Source organism: Hymenobacter sedentarius (genome assembly GCF_001507645.1).
Lineage (GTDB): Bacteria > Bacteroidota > Bacteroidia > Cytophagales > Hymenobacteraceae > Hymenobacter > Hymenobacter sedentarius.
Genome location: NZ_CP013909.1, coordinates 1323507 through 1348389, shown reverse-complemented (window position 1 = coordinate 1348389; position 24883 = coordinate 1323507). Strand labels below are relative to the sequence as shown.

The 24883-nt window shown below is 62.2% G+C and carries 15 protein-coding genes; 3 read left to right on the top strand and 12 right to left on the bottom strand.

From position 1 onward, the window contains the following. Positions 1 to 7: 7 nt before the first annotated feature. Positions 8 to 775 (bottom strand): alpha/beta fold hydrolase, encoded by a 768-nt coding sequence (locus AUC43_RS05560; RefSeq protein WP_068190863.1) that lies wholly within the window; start codon positions 773 to 775, stop codon positions 8 to 10. Between the two features lie 109 nt (positions 776 to 884). Further along, positions 885 to 1952, bottom strand: a complete 1068-nt coding sequence (locus AUC43_RS05555; RefSeq protein ID WP_068190861.1) for a LacI family DNA-binding transcriptional regulator — start codon at positions 1950 to 1952, stop codon at positions 885 to 887. A gap of 324 nt (positions 1953 to 2276) precedes the next feature. Between AUC43_RS05555 and AUC43_RS05550 the strand changes: the two genes are divergently transcribed. The 3 genes from AUC43_RS05550 (at position 2277) to AUC43_RS05540 (ending at position 7442) form a co-directional block, all read left to right on the top strand. Further along, a complete protein-coding gene (locus AUC43_RS05550) occupies positions 2277 to 3272 on the top strand; it encodes an arabinan endo-1,5-alpha-L-arabinosidase (protein ID WP_068198266.1) in 996 nt (331 codons plus the stop codon). Positions 3273 to 3508: 236 nt separating this feature from the next. Further along, positions 3509 to 6331: a bifunctional transaldolase/phosoglucose isomerase gene (locus tag AUC43_RS05545; RefSeq protein ID WP_068190859.1), complete on the top strand. Its 2823-nt coding sequence runs from the start codon at positions 3509 to 3511 to the stop codon at positions 6329 to 6331. A gap of 79 nt (positions 6332 to 6410) precedes the next feature. Beyond that, positions 6411 to 7442: a glycoside hydrolase family 43 protein gene (locus AUC43_RS05540; protein ID WP_082684928.1), complete on the top strand. Its 1032-nt coding sequence runs from the start codon at positions 6411 to 6413 to the stop codon at positions 7440 to 7442. Between the two features lie 213 nt (positions 7443 to 7655). Here AUC43_RS05540 and AUC43_RS05535 read toward each other — a convergent pair whose 3' ends face one another. The 10 genes from AUC43_RS05535 to AUC43_RS05490 form a co-directional block, all read right to left on the bottom strand. Beyond that, positions 7656 to 9815 carry an alpha-galactosidase gene (locus AUC43_RS05535; RefSeq protein ID WP_068190858.1) on the bottom strand — a complete coding sequence of 720 codons (2160 nt, stop codon included), beginning with the start codon at positions 9813 to 9815 and terminating at the stop codon, positions 7656 to 7658. Between the two features lie 232 nt (positions 9816 to 10047). After that, positions 10048 to 12093 (bottom strand): glycoside hydrolase family 127 protein, encoded by a 2046-nt coding sequence (locus AUC43_RS05530; protein WP_068190855.1) that lies wholly within the window; start codon positions 12091 to 12093, stop codon positions 10048 to 10050. Between the two features lie 66 nt (positions 12094 to 12159). After that, on the bottom strand, positions 12160 to 13998 hold the full coding sequence (locus tag AUC43_RS19985) for an NPCBM/NEW2 domain-containing protein (RefSeq protein WP_071885823.1): 1839 nt from the start codon (positions 13996 to 13998) through the stop codon (positions 12160 to 12162). A gap of 183 nt (positions 13999 to 14181) precedes the next feature. After that, positions 14182 to 16269 carry an alpha-L-arabinofuranosidase C-terminal domain-containing protein gene (locus tag AUC43_RS05520; RefSeq protein WP_068190853.1) on the bottom strand — a complete coding sequence of 696 codons (2088 nt, stop codon included), beginning with the start codon at positions 16267 to 16269 and terminating at the stop codon, positions 14182 to 14184. Between the two features lie 162 nt (positions 16270 to 16431). Continuing rightward, complete coding sequence (gene araA, locus AUC43_RS05515; protein ID WP_068190851.1) at positions 16432 to 17919, bottom strand: L-arabinose isomerase; 1488 nt, start codon at positions 17917 to 17919, stop codon at positions 16432 to 16434. Between the two features lie 135 nt (positions 17920 to 18054). Beyond that, positions 18055 to 18756, bottom strand: a complete 702-nt coding sequence (locus AUC43_RS05510) for an L-ribulose-5-phosphate 4-epimerase (RefSeq protein WP_068190849.1) — start codon at positions 18754 to 18756, stop codon at positions 18055 to 18057. Next, positions 18753 to 20480: a ribulokinase gene (locus AUC43_RS05505; RefSeq protein ID WP_068190847.1), complete on the bottom strand. Its 1728-nt coding sequence runs from the start codon at positions 20478 to 20480 to the stop codon at positions 18753 to 18755. The genes AUC43_RS05510 and AUC43_RS05505 overlap by 4 nt, the downstream gene beginning before the upstream one ends. Before the next feature lie 157 nt (positions 20481 to 20637). Continuing rightward, positions 20638 to 21840, bottom strand: coding sequence for an aldose epimerase family protein (locus AUC43_RS05500; protein ID WP_068190845.1), 1203 nt, complete (start codon positions 21838 to 21840; stop codon positions 20638 to 20640). Between the two features lie 58 nt (positions 21841 to 21898). Beyond that, positions 21899 to 23605, bottom strand: coding sequence for a family 43 glycosylhydrolase (locus AUC43_RS05495; protein ID WP_199243501.1), 1707 nt, complete (start codon positions 23603 to 23605; stop codon positions 21899 to 21901). 90 nt (positions 23606 to 23695) lie between these two features. Continuing rightward, positions 23696 to 24778 carry a glycoside hydrolase family 43 protein gene (locus AUC43_RS05490; protein ID WP_068190841.1) on the bottom strand — a complete coding sequence of 361 codons (1083 nt, stop codon included), beginning with the start codon at positions 24776 to 24778 and terminating at the stop codon, positions 23696 to 23698. Between the last annotated feature and the right edge of the window lie 105 nt (positions 24779 to 24883).

The following is a 24883-nucleotide window of genomic DNA, read 5'->3' as shown; positions in this document are numbered from 1 at the left end:
TGCGGTGTTACTTCCCAAACACGGCCGCCGCCAGTGCCAATACGCTCCGGCGGGTCTGCTCCGGCTGCTCCAGATACGCTTGGTGCCCGCTGCATTCCAGAAACAGCGCGTGGCCCTCGGCGGGCAGCGCGGCCTGGCGCACGGCGTCTTCGAAGTGCACCGCGACGTCGTGCTTGCCCGCTACCATCAGCACCGGGAATTGGGCGATGCTGAGCACGGCCGTGCGGTCGGGGCGGGCGGCCATGCCGCGCAGCGCCCCGGTGATGGTGGTGGGCGGCGTGACCTTGCCAATTTCTTCCAGCAGCGCGCGGGCATCGGTCAGCTTGTCGCGGTTGGAGGGCGCAAAGAGCGGGCGCACAAAGGATTCCATGAACTTGGCCACGCCATATTTTTCGACGAAGCCGATGTTCTTCTCGCGGTTCTGGCGCTTCTCGTCGGTATCGGCCAGGGCCGAAGAGTTGATGAGGGCCAGGCCGGCCACGCGCTGGGGCCAGCGCTCGGCCAGGGCCAGGGCCACGTAGCCGCCCATGCTGTGGCACACCAGCAGCACGGGTTCGGAGCAGCCTTTCTGGTTGAGGTAATCGATAACGTAGCGGGCCTGGGCCTCCATCGAGAAGTCGGGCACGGGCGCCAGGTTGGTGCCGTGGCCGGGCAGGTTGGGCGCGAGCAGCCGGTAGCCATCGGGAAAGGAGCGAGTGAAATCGGACCACACCTCCCGGCTTTCGGCAAAGCCGTGGAGAAACACGATGGTGGGCTGGTTGGGCGTAGCAGACATGAAGGCAAAAGTAGCGCCTCGCAGCAGCCAATAGCTACTGCGGGCAAGAAGTAGCGGCCCGGGCTTCCGGCCGCCGCCTTTAACCATGGGAATGAGGCTTACTTACTCCTTAGGCGGGGCCGGTGCGCAGCGACGAGGCCCGCACAAACAGCTGGGGCTGCAGCACCACCTGCCGCTGCGAAAACGCCGTTCCCTCGGCATCCACCAGGTCCTTAAACAGCCGGAAAGCCGCTTGGCCCATTTCCTCGCAGCGTTGGTCCACGGAGGTGAGCATGGGCTCGGCCACGGAGGTCAGGGCCTCGTTGCTGAAACCGGCCAGGGCCACGTCCTGCGGCACCCGAATCCCGCGGCTCTTCAGCAGCTGCAATGCCCCTAGGATGGCCGAGTCGCCGGCCGAGAACACGGCGTCGGGCGGGTTGGGCAGTTCCAGCAGTTGGGCCATGCAGGCGGCGCCACTCTCCAGGGTCATGTCGCAGTCCATTATCAGGCTTTCGTCGGGCGCGATGCCAAAGCTTTCCAGGGCGTCGAGGTAACCCTGGCGGCGGTTTTTGTAGATGTTCAGGTGCAGCGGGCCGGCCAGGTGCGCCACCCGGCGGCAGCCCTGCTCCAGCAGGTGCCGGGTGGCCTGGTTGGCCCCGCCCCGGTCGTTGAGCACCACGGCGTTCACGTTGTCGCCCTCCAGAATGCGGTCGAAAAACACCAGCGGCACGCCGTGCTTGCGCACCTTCTCAAAATGCCGGAAGTCCAGCGTGTTGCGCGACACCGACACCAGAATGCCGGCCACCTGCGCACTCAGCAGCGTTTCCACGTTTTTGCGCTCCTGGGCCACGTCCTCGCTCGACTGGCAGATAATCACGCTGTAGCCGGCCTTGCTGGCGGCCGTTTCGATGCCGTGCACCACGGAGGCAAAAAACCGCCCCTCGATGTACGGCACGATGACGCCCAGCAGCTTGCTCTTGCCCTTGCGCAGGGCCGCGGCCAAGTGGTTGGGCTGGTAATTGAGCTTTTTGGCCAGCTTGAGCACGGCCTGCTTGGTGGCCGGCCCGATGCTGTGGTGGTCGCTCAGCGCCCGCGAAATCGTGGTCATGGACACGCCCAGTTCCCGGGCCAAATCGGCCATGGAAACGGGGCTGCTGGCCGCGTCGGTTGGTTTCGGAAGGTTGCGGCGTGCTGCCATTTTGCAGAGCGAAGAGGGTAAAAAGTCGTGTAAAGCTACTGGTCCGGGGAGTAAGCACTCGCGTTGCTCGCCTGCCGTGGGGCCTTTGGCCGGGTTTTGCGCAGGCCCTTGAGCCAATGGAAAATAACGGCTCCTGCGGTTGGGCTCGGCGCCTGGTTGTTGGTGTTATAACCCCCGTTTTTCCATTTTTTCATCGAAAGAAACAGCAATTTAAAAAAATATTTTACACAAACGATTGTGAAAGCATATAACTTTGATTGGCTGATAAATACTGAAGGCGCCGACAGGTGCTGCACAACCGTTAATCCACCTTACCGCATGGCTATGCCCAAACTGCTTCTACTTGCGCTGCTGCTAACCTGCCTCGGGGCCACCGCCCAAACCGCGCCCGCTGCTACGGGAGCCATTCCGGCCCACGACCCGGTCATGATTCGGCAACAGGGCACGTATTATTTGTTTTGCACCGGCAACGGCATCACGGTGTGGTCGTCGGCCGACCGCAAAACCTGGAAGCCGGAGAAACCGGTGTTTGCCGCACCGCCGGCCTGGGCCGTGGCCGCCGTGCCCAGCTTTAAAGGGCATATCTGGGCTCCCGACATTTCCTTTGCCAACGGCCAGTACAGCCTGTTTTACTCGGTATCGGCGTTTGGCAAGAACACCTCGTGCATCGGGCTGGCTACCAACAAAACGTTGGACCCAGCCTCGCCCGACTTCAAGTGGGTCGACCACGGCCGGGTCATTCAGTCGGTGCCGGGGCGCGACATGTGGAACGCCATCGACCCCAACCTGGCGCGCGACGCGGCCGGCGCGCCCTGGCTTACGTTTGGCTCGTTTTGGGACGGCATCAAGCTCGTGAAGCTGCGGCCCGACCTCACGGCGCCCGCCCAGCCCGAGCAGTGGCGCACCATCGCCCACCGCTCGCGCGACCCCAAGCTCAACGACTCGCTGCCCGGCGACGGCGCCATCGAAGGCCCGTTCATCTTCAAAAAAGGCGGTTTTTACTACCTCTTCACCTCCTTTGACTACTGCTGCCGCGGACCCCAAAGCACCTACAAAATGATGGTAGGCCGCGCCGCCGGCATCACCGGCCCGTACGTGGACCGCGCCGGCGTGGCGCTGGACCAGGGCGGCGGCACCGTGGTGCTGGCCGGCGACAGCAAGTGGTACGGCGTGGGCCACAACGCCGTGTGCAGCTTCGACAACGTGGACTACCTGGTTTTTCACGGCTACGATGCCTCTGACCGGGGCCGCCCCAAGCTGCGCATCGAAAAATTGAGCTGGGACAAGGAGGGCTGGCCGGCCGTAGCCGCGGCACAATAGCATCATAGATAATCGCCTGTCATGCAGAGCGCAGCGAAGCATCTTATCCCCGCTGAACGAGTCGCCCGAACGTGATAAGATGCTTCCTTCGTCAGCATGACAAAAGGCGCGAGCGAGATGCTCCGCTACACCCGGCATGACGGGCTTTTTTCCTTCGACACGGCAATTCCACCAATAGCAATTGAAAACAAACCGGTTCTTTCCGGACCTTTGGCGCACTTACCAACTGAAATTCTATGAACCCTCTCGTTGCCATTCGCGAGTTTGACCAGAGCCTCTGGCTGGATTTTATCAGTCGACCCATCCTGATTGACGGCAAGTTGCAGCGCCGCATCACCGACGAAGCCCTGCGCGGCGTAACGTCCAACCCGGCCATTTTTGCCAAATCCATCGGCGACAGCACCGACTACGATTCGGCCATCAAGGCGCTGGCCCTGCAAGGCAAAACGACCGACGAAATCTACACCAGCCTGGCCGTGGCCGACGTGCAGCAGGCCTGCGACCTGTTTCGCCCGCTCTACGACCGCGAGCACACCAGCAGCGACGGCTACGTGAGCCTAGAAGTATCGCCCACGCTGGTGAATGACACGGAAGGCACCATCGAGGAGGGCCTGCGCCTGTGGAAAACGGTGGACCGGCCCAACGTGATGATAAAAGTGCCGGCCACGTTGGAAGGCCTGCCCGCCATCCGCCGCCTCATTGCCGAGGGCGTGAACGTGAACGTGACCCTGATTTTTGGGCTCGAGCGCTACCGTTTGGTAACGGAAGCCTTTTTGGCGGGCCTAGAAGACCGCGCGCAAGCCGGCCTGCCCCTGGCCCGCATCGACTCGGTGGCCAGCTTCTTCCTAAGCCGCATCGACGTGCTGATTGACCCCATGCTGGAGCGCATCGCGGCTGAAGGCGGCGAGAAAGGCGCCCTGGCGCAGAGCCTGGTGGGCGAAGTGGCCCTGGCCAGCGCCAAGCTGGCCTACCAGATGTACAAGGAGATTTTCTCGGGCCCGCGCTGGGAGGCGCTGCAGGCCCAGGGTGCCGAAACCCAGCGCCTGCTGTGGGCCAGCACCGGCAACAAAAACCCGAAATACGATGACCTGAAGTACGTCGAAAACCTCATCGGCCCGAAAACGGTGAACACCGTGCCCGTGGAAACGCTCGACATTTTCCGCGAACGCGGCAAACCCGCCGTACGCCTCGAAGAAGGCCTCGACAAGGCCCGCGAAGTGCTGCGCCGCCTGCCCGAGCTGGGCATTAACCTGGAAGAGCAAACCAACTTCCTGGAAGTGGACGGCGCCAAGAAATTCAACGAGCCCTTCGGCAAGCTCATGGAGTCGATTGAGAAGAAGCGCGCGGCAGCCCTGACCCAGACCGTGGTGGCACAGGACATGCAGTTGGGCCAGTACCAGGCCGCCGTGGATGCGAAGATTCAGGAGCTCAACGACAAGAATTTCACCAACGGTTTCTGGGACAAAAAGGCCGACCTCTGGGTGCAGGACGAGGCCGGGCAGCACAGCATCCGCAGCTTTATGGGCTGGCTGCGCGTGGCCGAAACGATGGTGGGCCGCGTGCCCGAAATTGAGCAGTTTGTAAACGAGATAAAGGCCGCCGGCTTCAAGCACGTGGTGGTGATGGGCATGGGCGGCAGCACCATGGCGCCCATCGTGTTCAAAGCCGCGTTTGAGCAGGGCACCAACGGCCTGCCGATGTCGGTGCTCGACACCACCGACCCCGGCACGGTGCGCCAGATTGAAGCGTCGGTGCCGCTGGCCGAGACGCTATTCATCGTGGCCAGTAAATCCGGCACCACGGCCGAGCCGCTGGCCTTCGGCGACTATTTCTACGCCAAACTGAAGGAGCTGAAGGGCGACAAAGCCGGCGAAAACTTCGTGGCCATCACCGACCCGGGCTCCAAGTTCGTGACCGACGCCACGGCTGCCGGCTACCGCCGCATCTTCCTGAACTTCCCGGAAGTAGGCGGGCGCTTTTCGGCCCTCTCCTACTTCGGGCTGGTGCCGGCCGCGCTGTATGGCCTGCCCATCGGCGAGCTGTTGGAGCGCGCCATTCTGATGATGCGCGCCTGCGGAGCTTATGGTGCGGTAGAAACCAACCCCGGCCTGGAGCTGGGCGCCGCACTGGGCGTACTCGCTGAGCAGGGCCGCGACAAGCTCACGCTCGTCGTGCCCAACTCCCTGGCTGACCTGGGTTTGTGGCTGGAGCAACTCATCGCCGAAAGCACCGGCAAGGAAGGCAAAGGCATTCTGCCGGTGGCTGGTGAGCCGCTCGGCGACGTGAGCATCTACGGCAACGACCGGGTGTTTGTGTACGTGGGCTACGAGGGCCAGACAGATGCCGACAACACGGCCCGACTGCAGCAATTGCAGCAGGCCGGCCACCCGGTCATCACCATCCTGATGAAGGACGCGCTGGACCTGGGCCAGGAGTTTTACCGCTGGGAAGTGGCCACGGCCGTAGCCAGCGCCGTGTTCGGCATCAACCCCTTCGACCAGCCCAACGTGCAGGCCGCCAAAACCGCCACCGACGGCCTGATGAAGGTGGTGGAAAGCCAGGGCAGCCTGCCCGAAAAGAGCCAGCCCGTGGCTAACGAAAACGGCGTAACCTACTACTCGACCGTGAGCGGCAGCAACGCCGCTGAAGTACTGAAGGCGTTTTTTGCCCAGGCCCGCCCCGGCGACTTCCTCTGCCTGCAGGCCTACCTGACCGAGACGCCGGCTGTGAGCGAGTGCCTCCAGGAGCTGCGCCGCCGTGTGCAGCAGGCCCTGCACATTGCCACCACCTCGGGCTACGGCCCGCGCTTCCTGCACAGCACCGGCCAGTACCACAAAGGCGGCCCCGATACGGGCCTGTTCGTGCAGTTCACCGACGACAACCCGCAGGACCTGGCGCTGCCCGGCCGCTCCTACACCTTCGGCACCTTCAAGAATGCCCAGGCCCTGGGCGACCTGGAGGCGCTGCAGAGCTACCACCGCCGCACTCTGCGCGTGCACCTGGGCAAGGGCGCCGAAGCCGGGCTGAAAACGATGCTGGCGGCGCTACCACTGGCTTAATATCCCATTGAAAAAAGGCGGCGGGCTTCATGCTCAGCCGCCTTTTTTAGCTCCATTTACACAATCGATAATCTAACGTATGCAGGCTCCTCAGATTACTCACAAACTGTCTATTCGCTCGGCACTCGGCCTTCGGCTGCCCGGCTTGCTGGCCCTCGCCCTGTCAGCATCGGCAGCGGTGGCGCAAACCGTGCCGGCTGCCCCCGCTACGCTGGGCGCGACGGTGGGCGGCAACCCCATCATCAAAAGCAAGTACACCGCCGACCCCGCGGCCATGGTGCAGAAGGGCACGGTGTACCTCTACACCGGCCACGACGAAGCCCCCGCCCGTCAGGAGCGCTACGTTATGAACGAGTGGTTGTGCTTTTCCTCGACGGACATGGTGAACTGGACCGAGCACCCGGTGCCGCTCAAGGTGTTGGACTTTGCTTGGGCTAAGGGCGATGCCTGGGCCTCGCAGGTGATTGCGCGCAACGGCAAGTTCTACTGGTACGCGGCCGTAGAGCACGGCACCATTCCGGGCAAGTCCATTGGGGTGGCCGTGGCCGATAGCCCGACCGGGCCATTCAAAGACGCCCGCGGCTCGGCGCTCATTGCCAACAACATGACCACGGACGACAAGCACCCGTGGGACGACATCGACCCAACGGTTTTCATCGACAGCAAGGGCCAAGCGTACCTTTTTTGGGGCAACGTGACCTGCTACTACGCCAAGCTCAAACCGAACATGACCGAGCTCGACGGCCCCATCCAAACCGTGAAATTGCCGCAGTTTACCGAAGCGCCGTGGGTGCATGAGCACAACGGCTGGTACTACTTGAGCTACGCCTCACAATTCCCCGAGAAAATCGTGTACGCCATGAGCCGCAGCCTCGAAGGGCCGTGGGAATACAAGGGAATTTTGAATGAAATAGCTGGCAATTCCAACACCAACCACCAGGCTATCATCGACTTCAAAGGCCAGTCGTACTTCATCTACCACAACGGCAGTATCAACCCCGACGGCGGCAGCTTCCGCCGTTCGGTGTGTATCGACAACCTGTATTACAACAAGGACGGCACCATGAAGCGTGTGGTGATGACGACGGAAGGTGTGAAGGCAGCGAAGTAAAGGCACCTCACCCCCGGCCCCTCTCCTGCGGAGAGGGGAGCCTGACAAATTCTGCAAGTAAAAAGCCCCGGCTCAATTGAGCCGGGGCATTCTGTTTTTTTAAGAATTGAGCTAAAGCTTGTGCCGTGGCTCCCCTCTCCTTGGGAGAGGGGCCGGGGGTGAGGTTCCTCACGCGAGATGCTTCGCTGAGCGCTGCATGGAGCCTTTTAAAACTTACTCCGCCGTCAACTCAAAGACGTGGCTGGTGAGGGGCTTGGCTTCGCGGTCGCTCAGCACCACGCCGACCTTCATCAGGTAGTCGCCGGAGTAGGTTTGGCCGTTGGCAGCCAGCTCAGACTTCTGGCCGGGCATGAGGTTGATTTCCGTGAGCTTGTAGCGTTTGGCAGGGTCGAGGCCCTGGAGCTTTACGGGCAGCACGGTTTCGAGGAAACGGGTGTGCAGGTTGTAGCCGAAGAGCACGGCCTGGCGCTGGGCTTCGTCCACGTACAGCAGCGAGGCTTGGTTGCCCTCGTAGGGCGAGCGCAGGCGGAACAGGTCGCCCTGCCAGATAATGGGGCTCAGGCGCTTGTATTCCTTCACGGCCTGCTGGCTGAATTTGAGCTCGTCACTGGTCATTTTCTCCACCTCGATGTCATAGCCCAACTTGCCCATCATGGCCACGTCGGTGCGGAATTTCAGGGTGTGCTGGCGGTTCCAGTTGGTGACGTGGCTGGCGATGGTGTTCGAGGGGAAAAATTGCGAGAAGCCCCACTGAATGAAGATGCGCTCGAAGGCATCGGTGTTGTCGGAGGCCCAGAATTCGGTGAAGTATTTCAGCCCCCCGTACTCGGCGCGGGCGCCGCCACCGGAGCAGAGCATCATGGGCAGGTGCGGGTACTTCTGGCGCACGCGCTCGAGCACTTTGTACAGGCCGCGCACGTAGTCAACGTAGAGGTGCGACTGGTCTTTGCCCAGGTACTGTGAGTAGCCGCTGCTAATCATGCGGTTGCAGTCCCACTTCACGTAGGCCACGCCTTGGCTGAGCTGCTCGTCCACGGTGCGATACACGAAATCCTGCACCTTGGGATTGTTGAGGTCCAGCACCAGCTGGTTGCGGTAGAGGTCGTCGGGGCGGTTGGGCAGTTTGAGCAGCCAGTCGGGATGTTTTTCGGCCAGCTCGCTCTTGGGGTTCACCATTTCGGGCTCCAGCCAGATGCCGAATTTGATGCCTTGCTTGGTAGCGGTTTTCACCAGATGGCCCACGCCGTTGGGCAGCTTGCTTTTGGTGGTTTGCCAGTCGCCGAGGCCCTGGGTGTCGTCCTTGCGCGGGTACTTGTTGCCAAACCAGCCGTCGTCGAGCAAGAATAGGTCAACACCGAGCTTAGCGGCGTCGCCCATCAGGCGGTCGAGCTTGGCTTCGTTGAAGTCAAAAAACGTGGCTTCCCAGTTGTTGAGCAGCGTGAGGCGTGGCTGGGTGCCGTCGAGGGTGCCGCCGTGGCGGCGGGCCCAGCGGTGCAGATTGCGCGAGGCCTGGCCCTTGCCGGTGGTGCTGTAGGTGAAGATGAACTCCGGCGTCACGAACGGCTGATTGGCCGGCAGCGTATACTCCGAGGCGTAAGGGTTGATGCCCGCCGACATCCGCAGCGAGTTCTGATTGTCCAGTTCAAACGCCAGGCGGAAGTTGCCGGTCCAAGCCAGGGAACCGGCCAGCACGTCGCCGGTGGTTTCCTCGGCGGGCTTGTCGAGGCCCAGGAAGAAGCTCGGCGTCTGGTACCAGCCGGCGCGGGTGCCCAGCTTGGTGTCAATGACCTTGATGCCACTGGTGAGCTGGCTTTCCACCTGCTTGGCTTCCTCGGCCCAATCGCCGTGGAACTGGGTTAGCCAGTACTGCCGGGCGTCGAAGTGCAGCATGGCCGAGGCGTAGCTGGTGAGCACCACCGGCTGGTTTTCGCGGTGCGTGATTTCCGTCCAGGTTTTGATGACGTCCTCTTTGTAGTAAGCTGTGAAGTGCAGCTGCACGTCTACCGGGTATCTGGGGTCGCGCAGGCGGATGGTGGTTGTGGTCACGCCATCGGCCGGCTTGCTGGTTTTCACGTCGGCAAATGCCAGCGCCAGCGAGGGGTTGCCATCAGTGTGCACCACGCGCAGGGCAGGCTCAAACAGGTTGTCGGTGCCGGCCGGCACATAGGCCTCGTGGCGGTTGGGCAGCACCTGGTGGTCGGTAGCGGCTAGCTTGGGTCCAAGGTAAGTCTGAAAAATGCGCTGCTTATCGCCCACAGCCAGCACCAGGCTCACGTGTTCGGTTTCGATGGCAATGGGAGGTGTGGTTTGCGCCATGGCGGGCACGAAACGGGTGAAGAGCAACAGAAAGCAGCAGAGGTAGCAAAGAAGCATGTGATACGTAGGAAGCCGGCGGGTATGCAGAGTGGTTTTGGGATGGGGGTTTATCGAATAGGTCGTCATGCAAAGCGCAGGAACTTCATGCCGAGCGCAGCCGAGGCATCTCGCCCGCTTCGTTGAGCCAGCCTGATTACTACCCCACGCGAGATGCCTCGGCTGCGCTCGGCATGACGGCCTTTTTTGCTATTCTAATTATTCTAACACACAGTCACTTGTAGAAGCTGACCTACTTGGCGTGCGTCACTTCTTCGGCTTGGCGGGTCACCAGGTCCACGTCGGTCACGCGCTGCGGAAACCAGACCATCATTTCGCCCTTGCCACGGTTGGCCCAGGCGTAGTACGGGATGGCCGTTAGGGTCTGGCGCACGGTGCTGATGGTGTTGGTGGCGGCATCGACTTTCACCACGGGCACGGTGGCCGTGAGCGCCGTGATGCCGTTCAGCAGGTCGGGTTTTTCGACGGTAGTGAAGGTGGTGCCGGCGGGCACGATGATGTTGCTGGCTTTGCCTTCGTTGTCCTTCCACTCGGCGCAGTACATGACCGGGCCGCGCTGCAGGGCAACTTTGCCCACGTTGTCGCGCACGTTGGGGTGGGCCACCACGGTGCGCACGTCCATGGGCAGGCGCACGTCTACTACGTCGTCTTTCTTCCACTTGCGGGCCAGGACGGCGTAGCCGTTTTTCAGCTGATATTCCACGGCCTTGCCATTTACCCGAACGGTCACCTTCGCGTCAGAAGGCTGGGCAAACCGGTACAAATCCGACGGCATAGCCTCGTTGCGCGCCCAACCCGGAATACGCACCAGCAGGTTAAAATCCGAAGTCGAAGCCTGATTCACGGTGAATTTCAGGTCGCCGCTCCAGGGGTAATTGTTCTGCTGGGTGAGACGTACGGCCTTGTTTTTCACGGCCAAATCGGTGCTGCCGCTCACGAAGAGGTTTACGTAAATGTCCCGGTCTTTCTGCCCGTACACGTAACCCGGCAGCGCGGGAAACAGCCGCGCCAGGTTGGTGGGGCAGCACGAGCACTCAAACCAGCCCGCCCGCGCCGGCTCGGTCTGGGCAAAGCTGGCGCTGTTTTTAATCTGCATGGCGTTGGAGTAGAAGAACGATTTGCCGTCGAGCCCCACGCCCGAGAGCAGGCCGTTGTAGAGCACCTTCTCGATGATGTCGGCGTACTTGGCCTCGCCGTGCAGCTGGAACATGCGCTGGTTCCAGTAGATGTCGGCCACCGAGGCGCAGGTTTCGTTGTAGGCCGTGGCGTTGGGCAGCTCGTAGTTCTGGCCAAACCGCTCGCCGCCGGGCACCGCGCCGGTGCCGCCAGTCACGTAGAACTTCTTGCTCACCATGTTCTGCCAGATGGTATCCACGGCAGCCAGCAGCTGCTTGTCGCCGGTGAGGGCGGCCACATCGGCCATGGCCGAGTACAGGTATTCGGCGCGCACGGCGTGGCCTTCGGCTTCTTTTTGGGCCACCACGGGCTTGTCGTCCTGCCAGTACTGGCCGTTGCGGAAGGGGTCTGGGCTCTTGGGGTCGTAGCCCTTGTGCTGGCCGCGCGCATCAAGGAAAAACTTGGCCGTTTGCAGGTATTCGGGCTTGCCGGTTACACGGTAGAGCTTCACGAGGCCCATTTCCGCGATTTCGTGGCCGGGCGCCACCACGCGCTTGCCGGGGCCAAATACCGAGCACACGAGGTCGGCGTTTTTCAGGGCGATGTTGAGCAGGGTTTTCTTGCCAGTGGCCTGGTAGTGGGCCACGGCCGCTTCGTAGAGGTGGCCGGAGTTGTAGAGCTCGTGGCTCAACTCGCGCTCCTTTTCCCACCGTTCCTGGCCGGCCCAGGCGTGCGGGTGGGCCGGGTCGATGGTGCGGGCCGTGTAGAGGTAGCCGTCGGGCTCCTGGGCCGCCCCGACTTTGGCAATCAGCGCATCCATGTAGGCCGATAACTCCTTGTCCGGGCACAGGCTAAGCGAGTACGCCGCCCCTTCCAGCGTCTTGTAAATGTCGGTGTCGTCAAAGGGAAATGTGGTGGCGAATTTGCCCGAATGCGCTGCCGCCATCTCGAAATTCTTTACCCGATTCGTGGCTTCGCAGCGCTGGAACGAGGCCGGAATGGTGACGGTAGTATTCGTTTTGAGCCGCGGCTGCCAGAAGTTATCCGTTAGCTTCACCTTGGTGAACGGCACGGCCTGAATGGGGTAGTCGGCGCGTTGGGCCAGGGCGGGCAGCGCGCCGCTCAGGCCCAACACCAGCAGGAAAGTTTTCGGAGATATCATGGCAGTCCGTAGTTATGAATCCGGGGTAGAGACGCGAAGCTTCGCGTCTCTACAAGGTTCTAAGAGTTACTTTTTGACTTTCACAATGCGGTACAGCTTAGCGCCGTGCCGCCGGACGTAAGGCGCAAAATCGCCCGTCATTGGTCCCAGGTTTTTATCCGTCCACAAGTCTTGGATACTACCGCCGCTGGCCAGCCCAAGTTCCGCCAGCGTCACTGGCACGCGCACCGAATCGGCGGGGGCGGGCCGGTAGGGGTTCTTGGTAAATACCAGAAAGCTGAGCGTGCCGCCGGTGTTCTGCGCCGCGCCGGCCTGGTCCAGGCCCACGGTGGCCGAGAAGCGCGTGTAGCCGGCCGGCAAGTCGTACTCGATGATGGAGTTGGCGTGCGTGCCGATGCCGGTTTCGTACCGCTTCCCTCCCACCATCAGGCTGGCGCCCGATACGCTTTTGTTGACGGTGGCCTTGCCCCAGCCGGCCGTGGCCGACTTCCAGGGCAGCGTGCTTAGGGGCGTGGTTTTGCCGCTGCCGCTGAGCACCGGGTTGAGCCAGTCGGCGTGGTCCCAGGCGATGTCATCGCCGCCGTTGCGCACGTTCAGGTACAATTTGGTAGCGCCGGTGATGTCGACGTCGGCGGCTTTGCTTTGGCCCGCGGTTTGGCGGGTAATGGGGCCGCTGGCCCAGGCGGCTTCGGTTTCGGGAGCCAGTTCCTGGTCCTGGACATTGAAGAGGGCCAGGAATTTGTCGCCGGTAGCGGGGTCGTCGCCCGTCCAGGCCACTAGGTTGTCGCGGCGGAACAGCTGGCGGTTGTGGGTGCTACGCCGGTGCACAGCCAGCACGTTTTGGTTGGTGAGCAAGCCCAGGGTGAAGGCGTCGTTGCTGGGCAAGTCGCCGCCGAACATGAGCGGCGAGCGGAAGATGCTCCACAGCGTCATCAGGGTGAATTGCTCGTCGCGGGTGAAGCGGGTCATGCGGTCATCGCCCCGCTCGGCGCGGATGCCCAGGCGGCCCAACGGCAGCATGTCGGCATCGGGCCAGGCGCCGGGCGCGATGTGCGACGCCCACCGCTCGCACACGTCGAAGTGCTCCTTGAGCTGCTCCCAGCTGTCCCAGAAGTCACCCACGGTGCGCCACATGTTGGCATTGGCGGCCACGTGCTTGGCTTCGGCAATGGGTGTTTCGCCCGGCGAAGTGCTCAGCACAATTTTGCGCCCCGAGCGGTCGATGGCTCGTCGAATCATCTCCACTTCCGGCTTATGGTAGGGCTCCGACAGGTCGTCGACTTTCACAAAATCCAGCCCCCACGAGGCGTAAAGCTTGAAAAGCGAATCGTAGTATTCCTGCGCGCCGGGCCCGGCTTTCACCGTGTACATGTCGTGCAGCCAGCGGGCCTGGCCTTCTTTGCTGTAGATGTCGGTGGCCGTGAGCTTGGTGCCGAGGATGGGCAGCTTGCGCTGCACCGCCGCCACCGGCACGCCGCGCATGATGTGAATGCCGAATTTCAGCCCCCTGGCGTGCAGGTAATCAGCCAGCGGCCGGAAGCCTTGGCCGCCCGCGGCCGAGGGAAACCGGTTCACGGCCGGGATGAAGCGGCCGTAGGCATCAAGGTTCCACTCGGGGTTTTTCTCGTTGTAGCCGTGGGCGGTGTCGTTGCCCACGTACCAGCGAATGTCCACCACCACGTATTCCCAGCCGCTGCTTTTCAGGTTTTTGGCCATGTAGTCGGCGTTGGCTTTCACCTCGGCTTCGGTCACGGTGGGGCCGTAGCAGTCCCAGCTGTTCCAGCCCATGGGCGGTGTTGCGGCCCACTGGTGGAAATCCGCTTTAGGGGGGGCTTTCTGGGCCTGCACCGGAGCAAGGCTTCCTACGAAAGCCGCCAATGCAAGCAGTTGTTGGGCTGGTTTCATAGGTACTTGCTGCGTCTTATAACCATTTTAATACCAGCCCGTCATGCTGAGCGCAGTCGAAGCATCTCGCTCGGGGCAGTAATTCAATCGTTCAATCGAAAGGATTACCACCACACGCGAGATGCTTCGACTGCGCTCAGCATGACGTTCATTTAGCGTGCTAGGTAGCGGGACTCTACGCCCCTACTTCTTGCCCGGAATGCGCAGCACCGTAAAGGAATTTGGCGCCAGCGTGTAGCTGACCGTGGAACCGGATACACTGAACTTCTCCTCTTTAGGCGTGAGCTTCTTAGGCTCCTGAATGCTGTTTTGGGTGTTCAGGTCGTCGCTGGCCATCACGAAGGCGGTGCCGGCTTTGCCCACTTTCTTGGCCCCGGCCAGGTTCACTTTCACGGCGCGGGGCGTGGTGGAGTAGTTCACCAGCTTCACGATGACGTCGCCAGTGGGGGCATCGGCCACGGCGCTGGCGAAAAGGTTATCGGTGCCGTTTTTGGCATTGCCGGGCAGCTCCACGGGCAGCACGCTGGTGCCTTTGTTGAGGGCGTAGAGCTTCTGCACGTAGTAGTTCACCGTGCCGTAGCAGGTCAGGTTATCGAACCAAATCATGTTTGGCGTCCACTGCCAGGCATCTACGTGGGCCAGCATGGGCGCGTAGGAGGCCATGGCCACCACGCCCGCGTTGCGCTCCAGGCCGGTCATGAAGGCGGCTTCGGAAATGGCGCAGTCCCAGTTGTTCTTGTTGTTTTCGCTGGCGATGCCCACGCTCTGGGCGGCATATTCGCCGGCGAAGATTTTGGGGCCGGTGCGGGGGTAGTTGTCGTAGCGGCCCACGTTCTGGCGGAACCAGTCGGGCTTGGCGTAGTAGTGCTCGTCGATGAACTCGGCCTTGAGCTCGCGCAGCTTCAGTGTGGCTTTGTCGAACAGCTCGCCTTCGGGCGCTGGGCCGGCGCTGCTCACGATTTGCATGTTCGGGTACTTGGCCTTCACGGCCTTGGCAAACGGCTCGTAACGCTCCAGGTACTGCGGGCCCCACTGCTCGTTGCCAATGCCAATCATCTTGAGGTTGAAGGGCGCGGGGTGGCCCATGGCCACGCGCTTAGCGCCCCAGGGGCTGCTGGCCGGGCCGTTGGCAAACTCAATCAAGTCGATGGCGTCCTGAATGAATGTATCCAGGGTAGGCTCGTCGCCCTGGCCGGCTGCGTTCGGGCCCTTGGCCGCGCTGCTGGTAATAGGCGCAAGCTCGGCCGAGTTGAACTGGCAGGCCATCCCCACGTTAAGAATTGGCAGCGGCTCGGCGCCAATGTCTTCCGACAGCTGGAAATACTCGAAGAAGCCCAGGCCAAACGACTGGTAATAGTCGGGCGTGTAGCGGTGCTTGAACTCCTTGTTCCAGCGGTTTATCATGGGCTTGCGTGAGGCCACGTCGCCAATGGTTTCCTTCCACTGGTAGCGGTTGTCAAGGGTAATACCCTCCACAATGCAGCCGCCGGGAAAGCGCAGGAAGCCGGGCTTCATGTCCTTGAGCAGCTGCACGAGGTCGGGCCGCAGGCCGTTTTCGCGCTTCATCCAAGTGTCTTTGGGAAAGAGCGATACCACGTCGAGGTCCACGGTGCCGGCGCCTTCCAGCGTCAGCTTGAGCCGGGCGTGGGAGGCCGTGGCCGAAGGCGTCATCACCACGGTGTACTTCTTCCAATCATTGGTGAGTCCCATCACCTGGGCTTGAGCTAACGCCTGGCCCGAGGGCGGCGTTTCGGGGCCCGGGCCCGGCCGGCGCGTCTCTTCCAGCGTCACGTTCAGGCCGCTCACACTGCCGGGGCCTTTACGTGCGTAAATCGAAAACGTGTACTCGGCGCCCTGCTTTACGCCCATGCCCCGGAAGCCTTCGTTCACGAAGCCGGCATCGGGACCGACTGTCCGGGCGCTCATCCGCAGGAAGTGGTTGTTGCTGTTGCTGATGGGCTTGTCGCTGGAGATGATGTAGCTCTCCAGCCCGGCGGCGCCCCGAATGGCCTTCCAGCCGATGAGGTGGTCGTCGGTTTCAAACGACTTGTTCTTCACCAGCTCGGGGTACAAGCCGCCGTCGGCCGCGAAGTTGATGTCCTCGAAAAACAGGCCGTACATGTTCTTGGAAACGGCCGCGCCCGGCTTGTGCACCTGCACGGTGAGGGTGGCCGGGCTGGCGCTTTGGGCACGGGCGGCGTGGCCCGGCAGCAAGCCGGCCAGGGCCAGTCCCGCCGCGCTGAGCAAGAATCGGGAATTAGAGAAAGTCATGGTTGGTGGGAATTAATTGATTTGTGCGTCAGTGACTACCAGGTTGTCATGCTGAGCGCAGCCGAAGCATCTCGCTCGTTTCGTTGCAATTATCTGGATTACTGCTGCACGCGAGATGCTTCGGCTGCGCTCAGCATGACCGTTTTTTATAATTCGTTCGGCTTAGCCGCGGAAGGCTACCTCGTTGTAGCGCAGCTCGTTTTTGAAGGTGCGCAGTTTGGTGTCGGCGTCGATAATCACGAACTCGATGCCGGCCATTTCGGCGAAGTCTTCCAGGTATTCGGCGGTCAGGTTTTGGCTGTAGCCGGTGTGGTGGGCACCGCCCGCCAGAATCCAGGCGGCTGCGCCGGTGGCTAGGTCGGGCTTCACTTTCCAGAGCACGCGGGCCACGGGCAGCTTGGGCAGGTCCTGCTCGGGCGCTACGGCTTCCACTTCGTTCACAATCATGCGGAAGCGGTTGCCCAGGTCCACGATGGTGGCGTTCAGGGCCGGGCCGGCGGGGCAGTTGAACACCAGGCGGGCCGGGTCGGCCTTGCCGCCAATGCCCAGAGGGTGCACTTCCACTTTCACCTTGCCTTCCGAAATAGTCGGGCAGATTTCGAGCATGTGCGAGCCGAGCACCTGCTCGTTGCCAGGCGCAAAGTGGTAGGTGTAGTCCTCCATGAAGGAGTTGCCGCCGGGCAGGCCGGCGCCCATCACCTTCATAGCGCGCACCAGGGCCGAGGTCTTCCAGTCGCCCTCGCCGCCAAAGCCGTAGCCCTCGGCCATGAGCCGCTGGGTGGCGATGCCGGGCAGCTGGGCCATGCCGTGTAGGTCCTCGAAGGTGTCGGTGAAGCCTTTGGCGCCGGTGTCCTGCAGAAACTTGCGCATGCCGGCTTCGATGCGGGCCGCTTCGCGCAAGCTGTCGCGCTTCGCGCCGCCGTCTTTCAGCTCGTCGCTCAGCTCGTATTCCTGCTCGTAGGTGCTCAGCAGCTCGTTCACCTGCTCGTCGCTCACCTGGTTAATAACCGCCACCAAATCGCCGATGCCGTAGGTGTTTACCGAGTAACCAAATTTGATTTCGGCTTCCACTTTGTCGCCTTCGGTCACGGCTACGTAGCGCATGTTGTCGCCGAAGCGCACGAACTTGGCACCCTGCCAGTCGGACCAGGCCGAGGCCACGCGCGACCAGATGCTGAGGCTGTTATGTACCGCCTCGCTCTGCCAATGGCCTACTACTACCTTGCGATTGAGCCGCATGCGCGTGCCGATGAAGCCAAACTCCCGGTCGCCGTGCGCCGATTGGTTGGTGTTCATAAAGTCCATGTCGATGTCGGCCCACGGAATGTCGCGGTTGAACTGGGTGTGCAGGTGCGCCAGCGGCTTTTGCAGAATCTTCAGGCCATTTATCCACATTTTGGCCGGCGAGAAGGTGTGCATCCACGCAATCAGGCCCACGCAGTTTTCGGTGGTATTGGCCTCCTGCATGAGTTTGTAAATCTCCTGCGGGCCGGTGAGCACCGGCTTGTACACAATCCTAATGGGCAGCTTGGTACCGAGCTCGGCGGCAATCTGCTGCGAGTGTTGGGCTACTTGCTCGAGGGTTTCGGGGCCGTAGAGATGCTGGCTGCCGGTGATGAACCAGGCTTCGTAATGCGAAATATCAATCATGGATTGGGGTGGAATTAGGGGAAGCCGAAGCTTACACAATCGTTAATCTAAGTTGGTCAAAAAGTAGCGCGGACTTTTAGTCCGCGCCTAAATCATTAGGTGTTGTTCCGGCGCGGACTAAAAGTCCGCGCTACATCACGACTGGCCGTAGTAGGAATTCACGCCGTGCTTGCGCTCGTAGTGCTTGCGAATGAGGGCATCTTTCAGGCGCGGCACGTTGGGGCGCAGCGTGCAGCTGAGGTAAGCCATGCGGGCTACTTCTTCGAGTACTGCACTATTGTACACGGCCTTCTCCACGGTTTTGCCCCAGGTAAAGGGCGCATGGTTGGCCAGCAGCACCATTTCCACTTCCGAAGGCGAGAGGCCGCGGCGCTGGAACTCGTTGAGGATTTGCCAGCCGGTTTGGTGCTCGTAGTCGCCGGCTATCATGGCGTCGTCCATGGGCGGGGCGCAGGGAATGTCGGCGGTGAGGTGGTCGGCGTGGGTGGTGCCCAGAATCGGAATATCGAGTTGAGCCTGCGCCCACGACGTGGCGTAAGTGCTGTGCGTGTGCACGATGCCGCCAATGTGCTCCCAGTGGCTGTAGAGCACGGCGTGGGTTTTGGTATCTGACGAAGGCCGCCTCTCCCCTTCCAGCACGTTGTTGGCGAAGTCGAGAATGACAATGTCCTCGGCCTTGAGCGTGTCGTAGGGCACGCCGCTGGGCTTGATAGCAAACACGCCCCGCTCCCGGTCGACCACGCTGGCGTTGCCGAAGGTGAAGAGCACCAGCCCAAGCTTGGGCAGCTGCATGTTGGCGTCGTAGCACGCCTGTTTCAGGTCTTGGTACTGGCTCATGCGGTGGTGATGGCGGGCGTTTCGGGTTCCATTACCGGCTCGGACTGGCCCAGGGTGGCGGCTTCCACAAACTGCCCAAAGGCTTGGTATTGCTGGTAGCGGGACTGGTAGTCGGCCACGCGGGCGGGGTTGGGCTCGTAGGTTTCGGCAAAGCCGCTGCCCATGGCTTTCTGGGCCGTGAGCACGTCGGGGTAGATGCCGGCCGCCACGGCCGCGTACATGGCCGAGCCCAAGGCCGGCGCCTGCTCCGACACCGCGATTTTGATGGGCCGGTTGAGCACGTCGGCCAGAGTCTGCATCACAAACTGCGACTTCTTGGCCACGCCGCCAATGCCGATAACCTGCTTGATGGCAATACCTTCCTGCTCGAACCGTTCCACGATTTGCTTGGAGCCGTAGCAGATGGCCTCCACCAGCGCCCGGAAAATCTGGGGGGCGCCGCTGCCCATGGTCAGGTTCATGATGGCGCCTTTCAGGGCTTGGTTGGCGTCGGGCGTGCGGCGGCCGTTCACCCAGTCCAGAGCCAGCACATGCGATTCGGCCGGGTCGACAGCCGCGGCGGCCGCGCTCAGCTGCACGAGCAGCGTATCACTCATTTCATCGCGCAGGGCGGCTTGCAGCTCCGGCGTGAGCACCTTGGAGCTGCTCAACACGTTGTGCAGGGGCCACTCCAGAATCTGGCGGAACCAGGCCAGCAAGTCGCCAAAGGCCGACTGCCCGGCCTCCAGGCCCAGCATGCCCGGAATCACGGAGCCATCCACCTGCCCGCAGATGCCGGCCACAAGGTGGCTGCCCACTTCGGCGGTCGGCGCTACCACGATGTCGCAGGTGCTAGTGCCCATCACCTTCACCATCGAGTAGGCTTCAATCTCGCCCGCCACCGCGCCGGCGTGCGCATCGAACGAGCCCACGGCCACCACGGTGTCGGTGGTCAGGCCCAGGCGCTGGGCCCACTCTTGGGAGAGGCGTCCGGCTACTTCGTCGGCGGTGTAGGTTTCGGTGAAGAGGCGGGCGCGTAGGCCGGCCAGCTTGGGCTCGAGGTGCGTGAGAAACTCTTCGGCGGGCAGGCCGCCCCAGCTCTCGTGCCACATGGCCTTGTGGCCGGCGGCGCAGCGGCTGCGCTTGAAGCTGGCCAGGTCGCCGCCGGTGAGCAGCAGCGTTATCCAGTCGCAGTGCTCCATCCAGGAGTGGGCGGCTTGGGCCACGGCGGAGTCTTCGCGCAGCACGTGCATGATTTTAGCCCAGAACCACTCCGAGGAGTAGATGCCGCCTTCAAACTTGGTGTAATCCTCGCCGCCCCAGGTGCGGGCTTTGTGGTTGATTTCGGCGGCCTCGTCCAGGGCGGTGTGGTCTTTCCAGAGCACGAACTGGGCGTTGGGGTTTTCGGCAAACTCAGGCAGCAAGCCCAGGGCCACGCCCTGCGCGTTTACTGGGCCCGGAGTTGAGCCAGTGGTATCCACGGCCAGGCCCCGAATGTCGGCAGCGGGCACTTGCTGGGCCACGCGGCGCACCACGGCCTCCAGCCCTTCGATGTAGTCGAGCGGGTGCTGGCGAAACTGGTTGCGGGCGGGGTTGCAGTATTGCAGGGTTTTCCAGCGCGCGTAGTGGTGCACGGCCTGGGCCTTTTCGGCGCCCGTGCGGGCATCGATAAGCACGGCGCGCACCGAGTCCGTGCCGTAGTCAACGCCGATGACGTAGGCGGGAGTGGCAGCTTGTTGTTCCACAGTAATTGATAGATAAGTTTCAGTTTTCGGCTGTCATGCTGAGTGTAGCCGAAGCATCTCGCCCGCTTCGTTGAGCTAGCTTGATTACTGCTGCACGCGAGATGCCTCGGCTACGCTCGGCATGACGGGCTTATATTTCTATAGGCTTGCTACTTCCCTATTTCCGGACGCCAAACTTGTAGGTGCTCACGGAGTGGAAAGTCTCGCCCGGCTTAAGCACCGTGCTGGGGAACTTGGGCTGGTTGGGCGAGTCGGGGAAGTGCTGGGTTTCGAGGCAGAAGCCGGCGTGCTTGCCGTACACGGTGCCGCCTTTGCCCTTGAGGGTACCGTCGAGGAAGTTGCCGGTGTAGAACTGGATACCGGGCTCGTCGGTGGTCACTTCCATCGTGCGGCCGGTGATGGGCTCATACACCGTGGCGGCCGCGTGTTGCGGCGTGGCGGCGTTGTTCAGCACCCAGTTGTGGTCATAGCCGCCGGGCACCTGCGCGATGCGCTCGCCGATGGCGTGGGGCGTGGTGAAGTCGAAGGGCGTGCCCTTCACGGGGCGCAGCTCACCGGTCGGAATCAGGGTGGCGTCAACCACGGTGTAGCGGTCGGCGGGGATGGTTACTTCGTGACCCAGAATGTCCTTGCCGGCGCCGTGGTTCAGGTTGAAGTAGGCGTGGTTGGTCAGGTTGATGGGCGTGGCCTTATCGGTTGTGGCCGTGTAGTCGATTTTGAGGGCGTTGTCGTTGGTGAGGGTGTACACCACTGCCACGTTCAGGTTGCCGGGGTAGCCTTCTTCGCCGTCCTTGCTCAGGTAGCTCAATTTCAGGGTTTGGCCGTCGGCCGAGGTGCCAGGCTCGGCCTTCCACACCACCTTGTCGAAGCCCACTTTGCCGCCGTGCAGGGTGTTAGGGCCATTGTTTGTAGCCAGAGTATAAGTCTTGCCGTCGAGGGCGAATTTGCCGCCTTTGATGCGGTTGCCGTAGCGCCCAATCAGAGCGCCGAAGTACGGGCCGGACTTCAGGAACTCGGGGCTCTGGTAGCCGCTCACGTTGTCGAAGCCGAGGATGACGTCGCCCATCTTGCCGTTTTTGTCGGGCACGATGAGGCTGGTGAGCGTGCCGCCAAAATTGGTAATGGTGGCCTTAGCCCCGCTGGCGTTGGTGAGGGTAAAAAGCTGCACTTCGGTGCCATCGTTGGTTTTGCCAAAGGATGCGGAGGTGGGCATGGCGGTAGATTTCGTTTGGGTGGAATCGGCAGCGGCGGGCGACGATGCCGAAGTTTGGTCGGCGGATTTATTGGAGCCGCAGGCGGCCAGCAACAGCAGGCTGGAGAAGGGTACGGCCAAACGCACGGCACGAAAGGAATGGGTCATAAAATTGAGCTGGGGGAACAGTGGGTTGAGTGGGATTTTGGCAAAAGCAAAAGCAAGGTTACAACACAGTCAGCTTCTGGGTAAACAATGCCGTTCCCTGGCGCACCTGCACCAGAAACAGCCCCGGCCACAAGGCCGGCGCTACGGCCTGCCGGGCCTGCGGGTGCGCAATTACTTGCCGATACACCGAGCGGCCCTGCAGGTCGAGGACTTCCACCGTCACGGCTTCCGTCGCTTTCCGCGCGCTCAGGTCGAGCGTGAAGGTGCCCCGCTCCGCCGGGATGGGGTAAATGCTCAGGCCCGTCAGGGCCGTAGCGGGCGTAGTGGCTGTAACGCTCGTGGCCGCCGTCAGGAACCAGTGCTGGCAGGTGCAGCCGTTGTAGTCGAAGATGCCCAGCTGCGCACCGGCCGCGGTGGAGGCGTAGGGCACTTCCACCACGCGGTTGCTATTCAGCGTCGCAAACACCAGGCTGCCATCGCTGGCCCGGTCCAGGTGAAACTGCTGGCAATCCTGACTGGCGTAAGCCCCAAGCTGCAGCAGCGCGAAGTTGGCATCGGAGCAGCTGGCTACGCTGGCGGCCAGGCCGCCCAGCGCGCTGGTGATTTTGTAGTCGCCATTGCCCAGCGCCGTGAAGTCCCACTGCTGGCAGGCGCTGCCCGTGCGGGTGTCCTGCGTAATGCCCTGGCCGACCGCGCCGGTGCAGCCCTGCGACTGCCACACCAGGCTGTTGGCGGCCGAAGAGGTGGCAATAGTGTAGCGGCCGGCAGCGCCCGCCCCGGTGGCCGGGGCCAGCCAGTCGCGGCTCACCACGGGCCAGCCCGCCGCGTCCCAGGTGAGCTTGGCGAGGCCGAGCTTGGGGGCGCCGTTGTCGTAAGAGTCGTAGTAATGGTGCGAGAAATAGGACGTACCGTTTTCCTCGAAAATGCCGGTGTGGCCGGGCCCCGTGTAGCGGCCGGCCGAGTTGAGCAGCACGGTGCCGCCGTTGTTGTTGAGGTCGGTGCCGCTCTGGTCCAGAAACGGGCCGGTGGGCGAGGCCGAGCGGCCCACCAGAATGTGGTAGGTGCTGTTGATGCCGTTGCAGCAGGCGCCGCGGTTGATGAAGAGGTAGTAGAAGTTATCGTGCTTTTTTAGGTAGGCTGCCTCAACCCCACCGTTGGCCACGGCGTAGCTGGTGCCGCCCAGGGGCTTGCCGGTGGCCGCGTTGAGCTGGGTGATGCGGATGCCCCCGAAAAACGAGCCATAGGTGAACCACACGTCGTTGTTGGTGTCCTTGAACACGGCCGGGTCAATGGCATTGACGGTGCTGTTGGCGTTGGTAGAGATTACCTCGCCCTCGTCTACCCAGTTGTAGTTGGGGCTGGTGGGGTCCAGCGTCACGTTGGTGGCCAGCCCAATGGCCGATACTTTGGAGCCAAACGTGGAGCAGGAATAGTACAGGTAGAACTTGCCGTTCATAAACACGCACTCCGGCGCCCAGAAATTACCCTGAAATCCAGGAACCTTGGTGTTAATCCAGCCCGGGTAGGCATTATTGACAAACACCGTGCGCGGCCCCGGCGTCCATTTGACCAAGTCGGTCGAATACATGCTGTAGATGCCCTGGCCGGTGGCAAAAACCCAGTACTTGTTGCCGTCTTTCACAATGGTGGACGGGTCGTGGGCGCCAATCGGACCTTGCAGCGCTTGCGCCTGGGGTCCGGCCCAGCCCAGGAGCAGCAACAGCAACGCTCCCACCCGCAACCACCGCCCGCCGGAGCGAGGCACAGTAAATCGGGACGGAGCAAGTAGAAGTAAAGTCGGCATCAGGGGGTGGGATTTTTAAGTAAAAAAGGAAGGACGGATAAGTGGCCGGGGCTACTCCCCGCCGGGTTTGGCGATGGGCGTGCTGATGGCCACGGGTACCCCAAAGCTGGGCGTGCCGTCGGCGTTCCAGGTGAACTTCTGTATGCGGGGGTTGCGCTTTTCGACGCAGCCTTCGCTGGGGTTCGAATTGGCGTGGTAGATAATCCAGTCTTCCTGCCCGTCTTTGGACTTGAAGAAGGCATTGTGGCCGGTAGCGTAGGCCCGGTTGGCGGGGCTCTGGGAGAAGACGGGTTGAGCTGATTTTGTCCAGGAAGCCGGCAGCATGGGGTCGGCGGTGGTGCTGGCGGTGAGCAGGCCCAGCGCGTACTGGTCGGTACCGCAGAAGCTGGCCGAGTACACGAGGAAGGTTTTGCCGCCGTGCTTGATGGTTTCGGGCCCCTCGTTCACGAAGGGCGGGCCCACGTTTTCCCAGCTGTACTCCGGGTGCGAGAGCTCCACCCGCGGGCCCGTGAGGGTCCAGGGATTGCTCATCTGCGAGATGTAGAGGCGCTGAATGCCATCGATGCCGTTGTGCCCCGACCAGATGAAGTAGCGGTTGCCGTTTTGCTCCAGCACCGTGCCGTCGATGGCCCAATAATCGGCCGTTGGATTGTACAGGCGGCCTTTATCCACCCAGCTGCCCGTGGTGGGGTCGGCGGCGGTGTTTTCCAGCACCCAGGTGCGCTGCTGGCCCAGGTTGGTGCCCTCGGGGCCGGCCGAGTAGTAGATGTACCACTTGCCATCCAGAAAATACAGCTCCGGCGCCCAGAGGTTGCCCGAGGCCGGGCCGGACACCGGCGGCGTCCAGGCCACCACGCTGGAGGTTTGCGACAGGTCCGACATGTTCGCGGTTTTCCAGATGCGCAGGTTGGTGTTCGTGGTGTGCATGTAGTAGTAATAGCCGTCCTTCTGGTACACCCACGGGTCGGGCCCGGAGGCCAGCAGTGGGTTGGTGAAGGTGGCCGTGCTCGTGGGCGGCGCGACCGGCGGGGCCGGCGCCACCGCCGCCTCACCGCCGCTTTTGCAGCTGAGCACGCCCAGCAGGAACAGTAGCGGCAGGTGCCGGCGCAAGAGAACAAAGAGGGATAGACTCATGTAAAAAGCGGGACAGGCACCGGGTAGCGGAAGGAATTACTTAATTGGGCTCAAGAGCGATAAAGCCGCCCCGGGTTGCAGCCCAGGACGGCCTTCTCACCACCT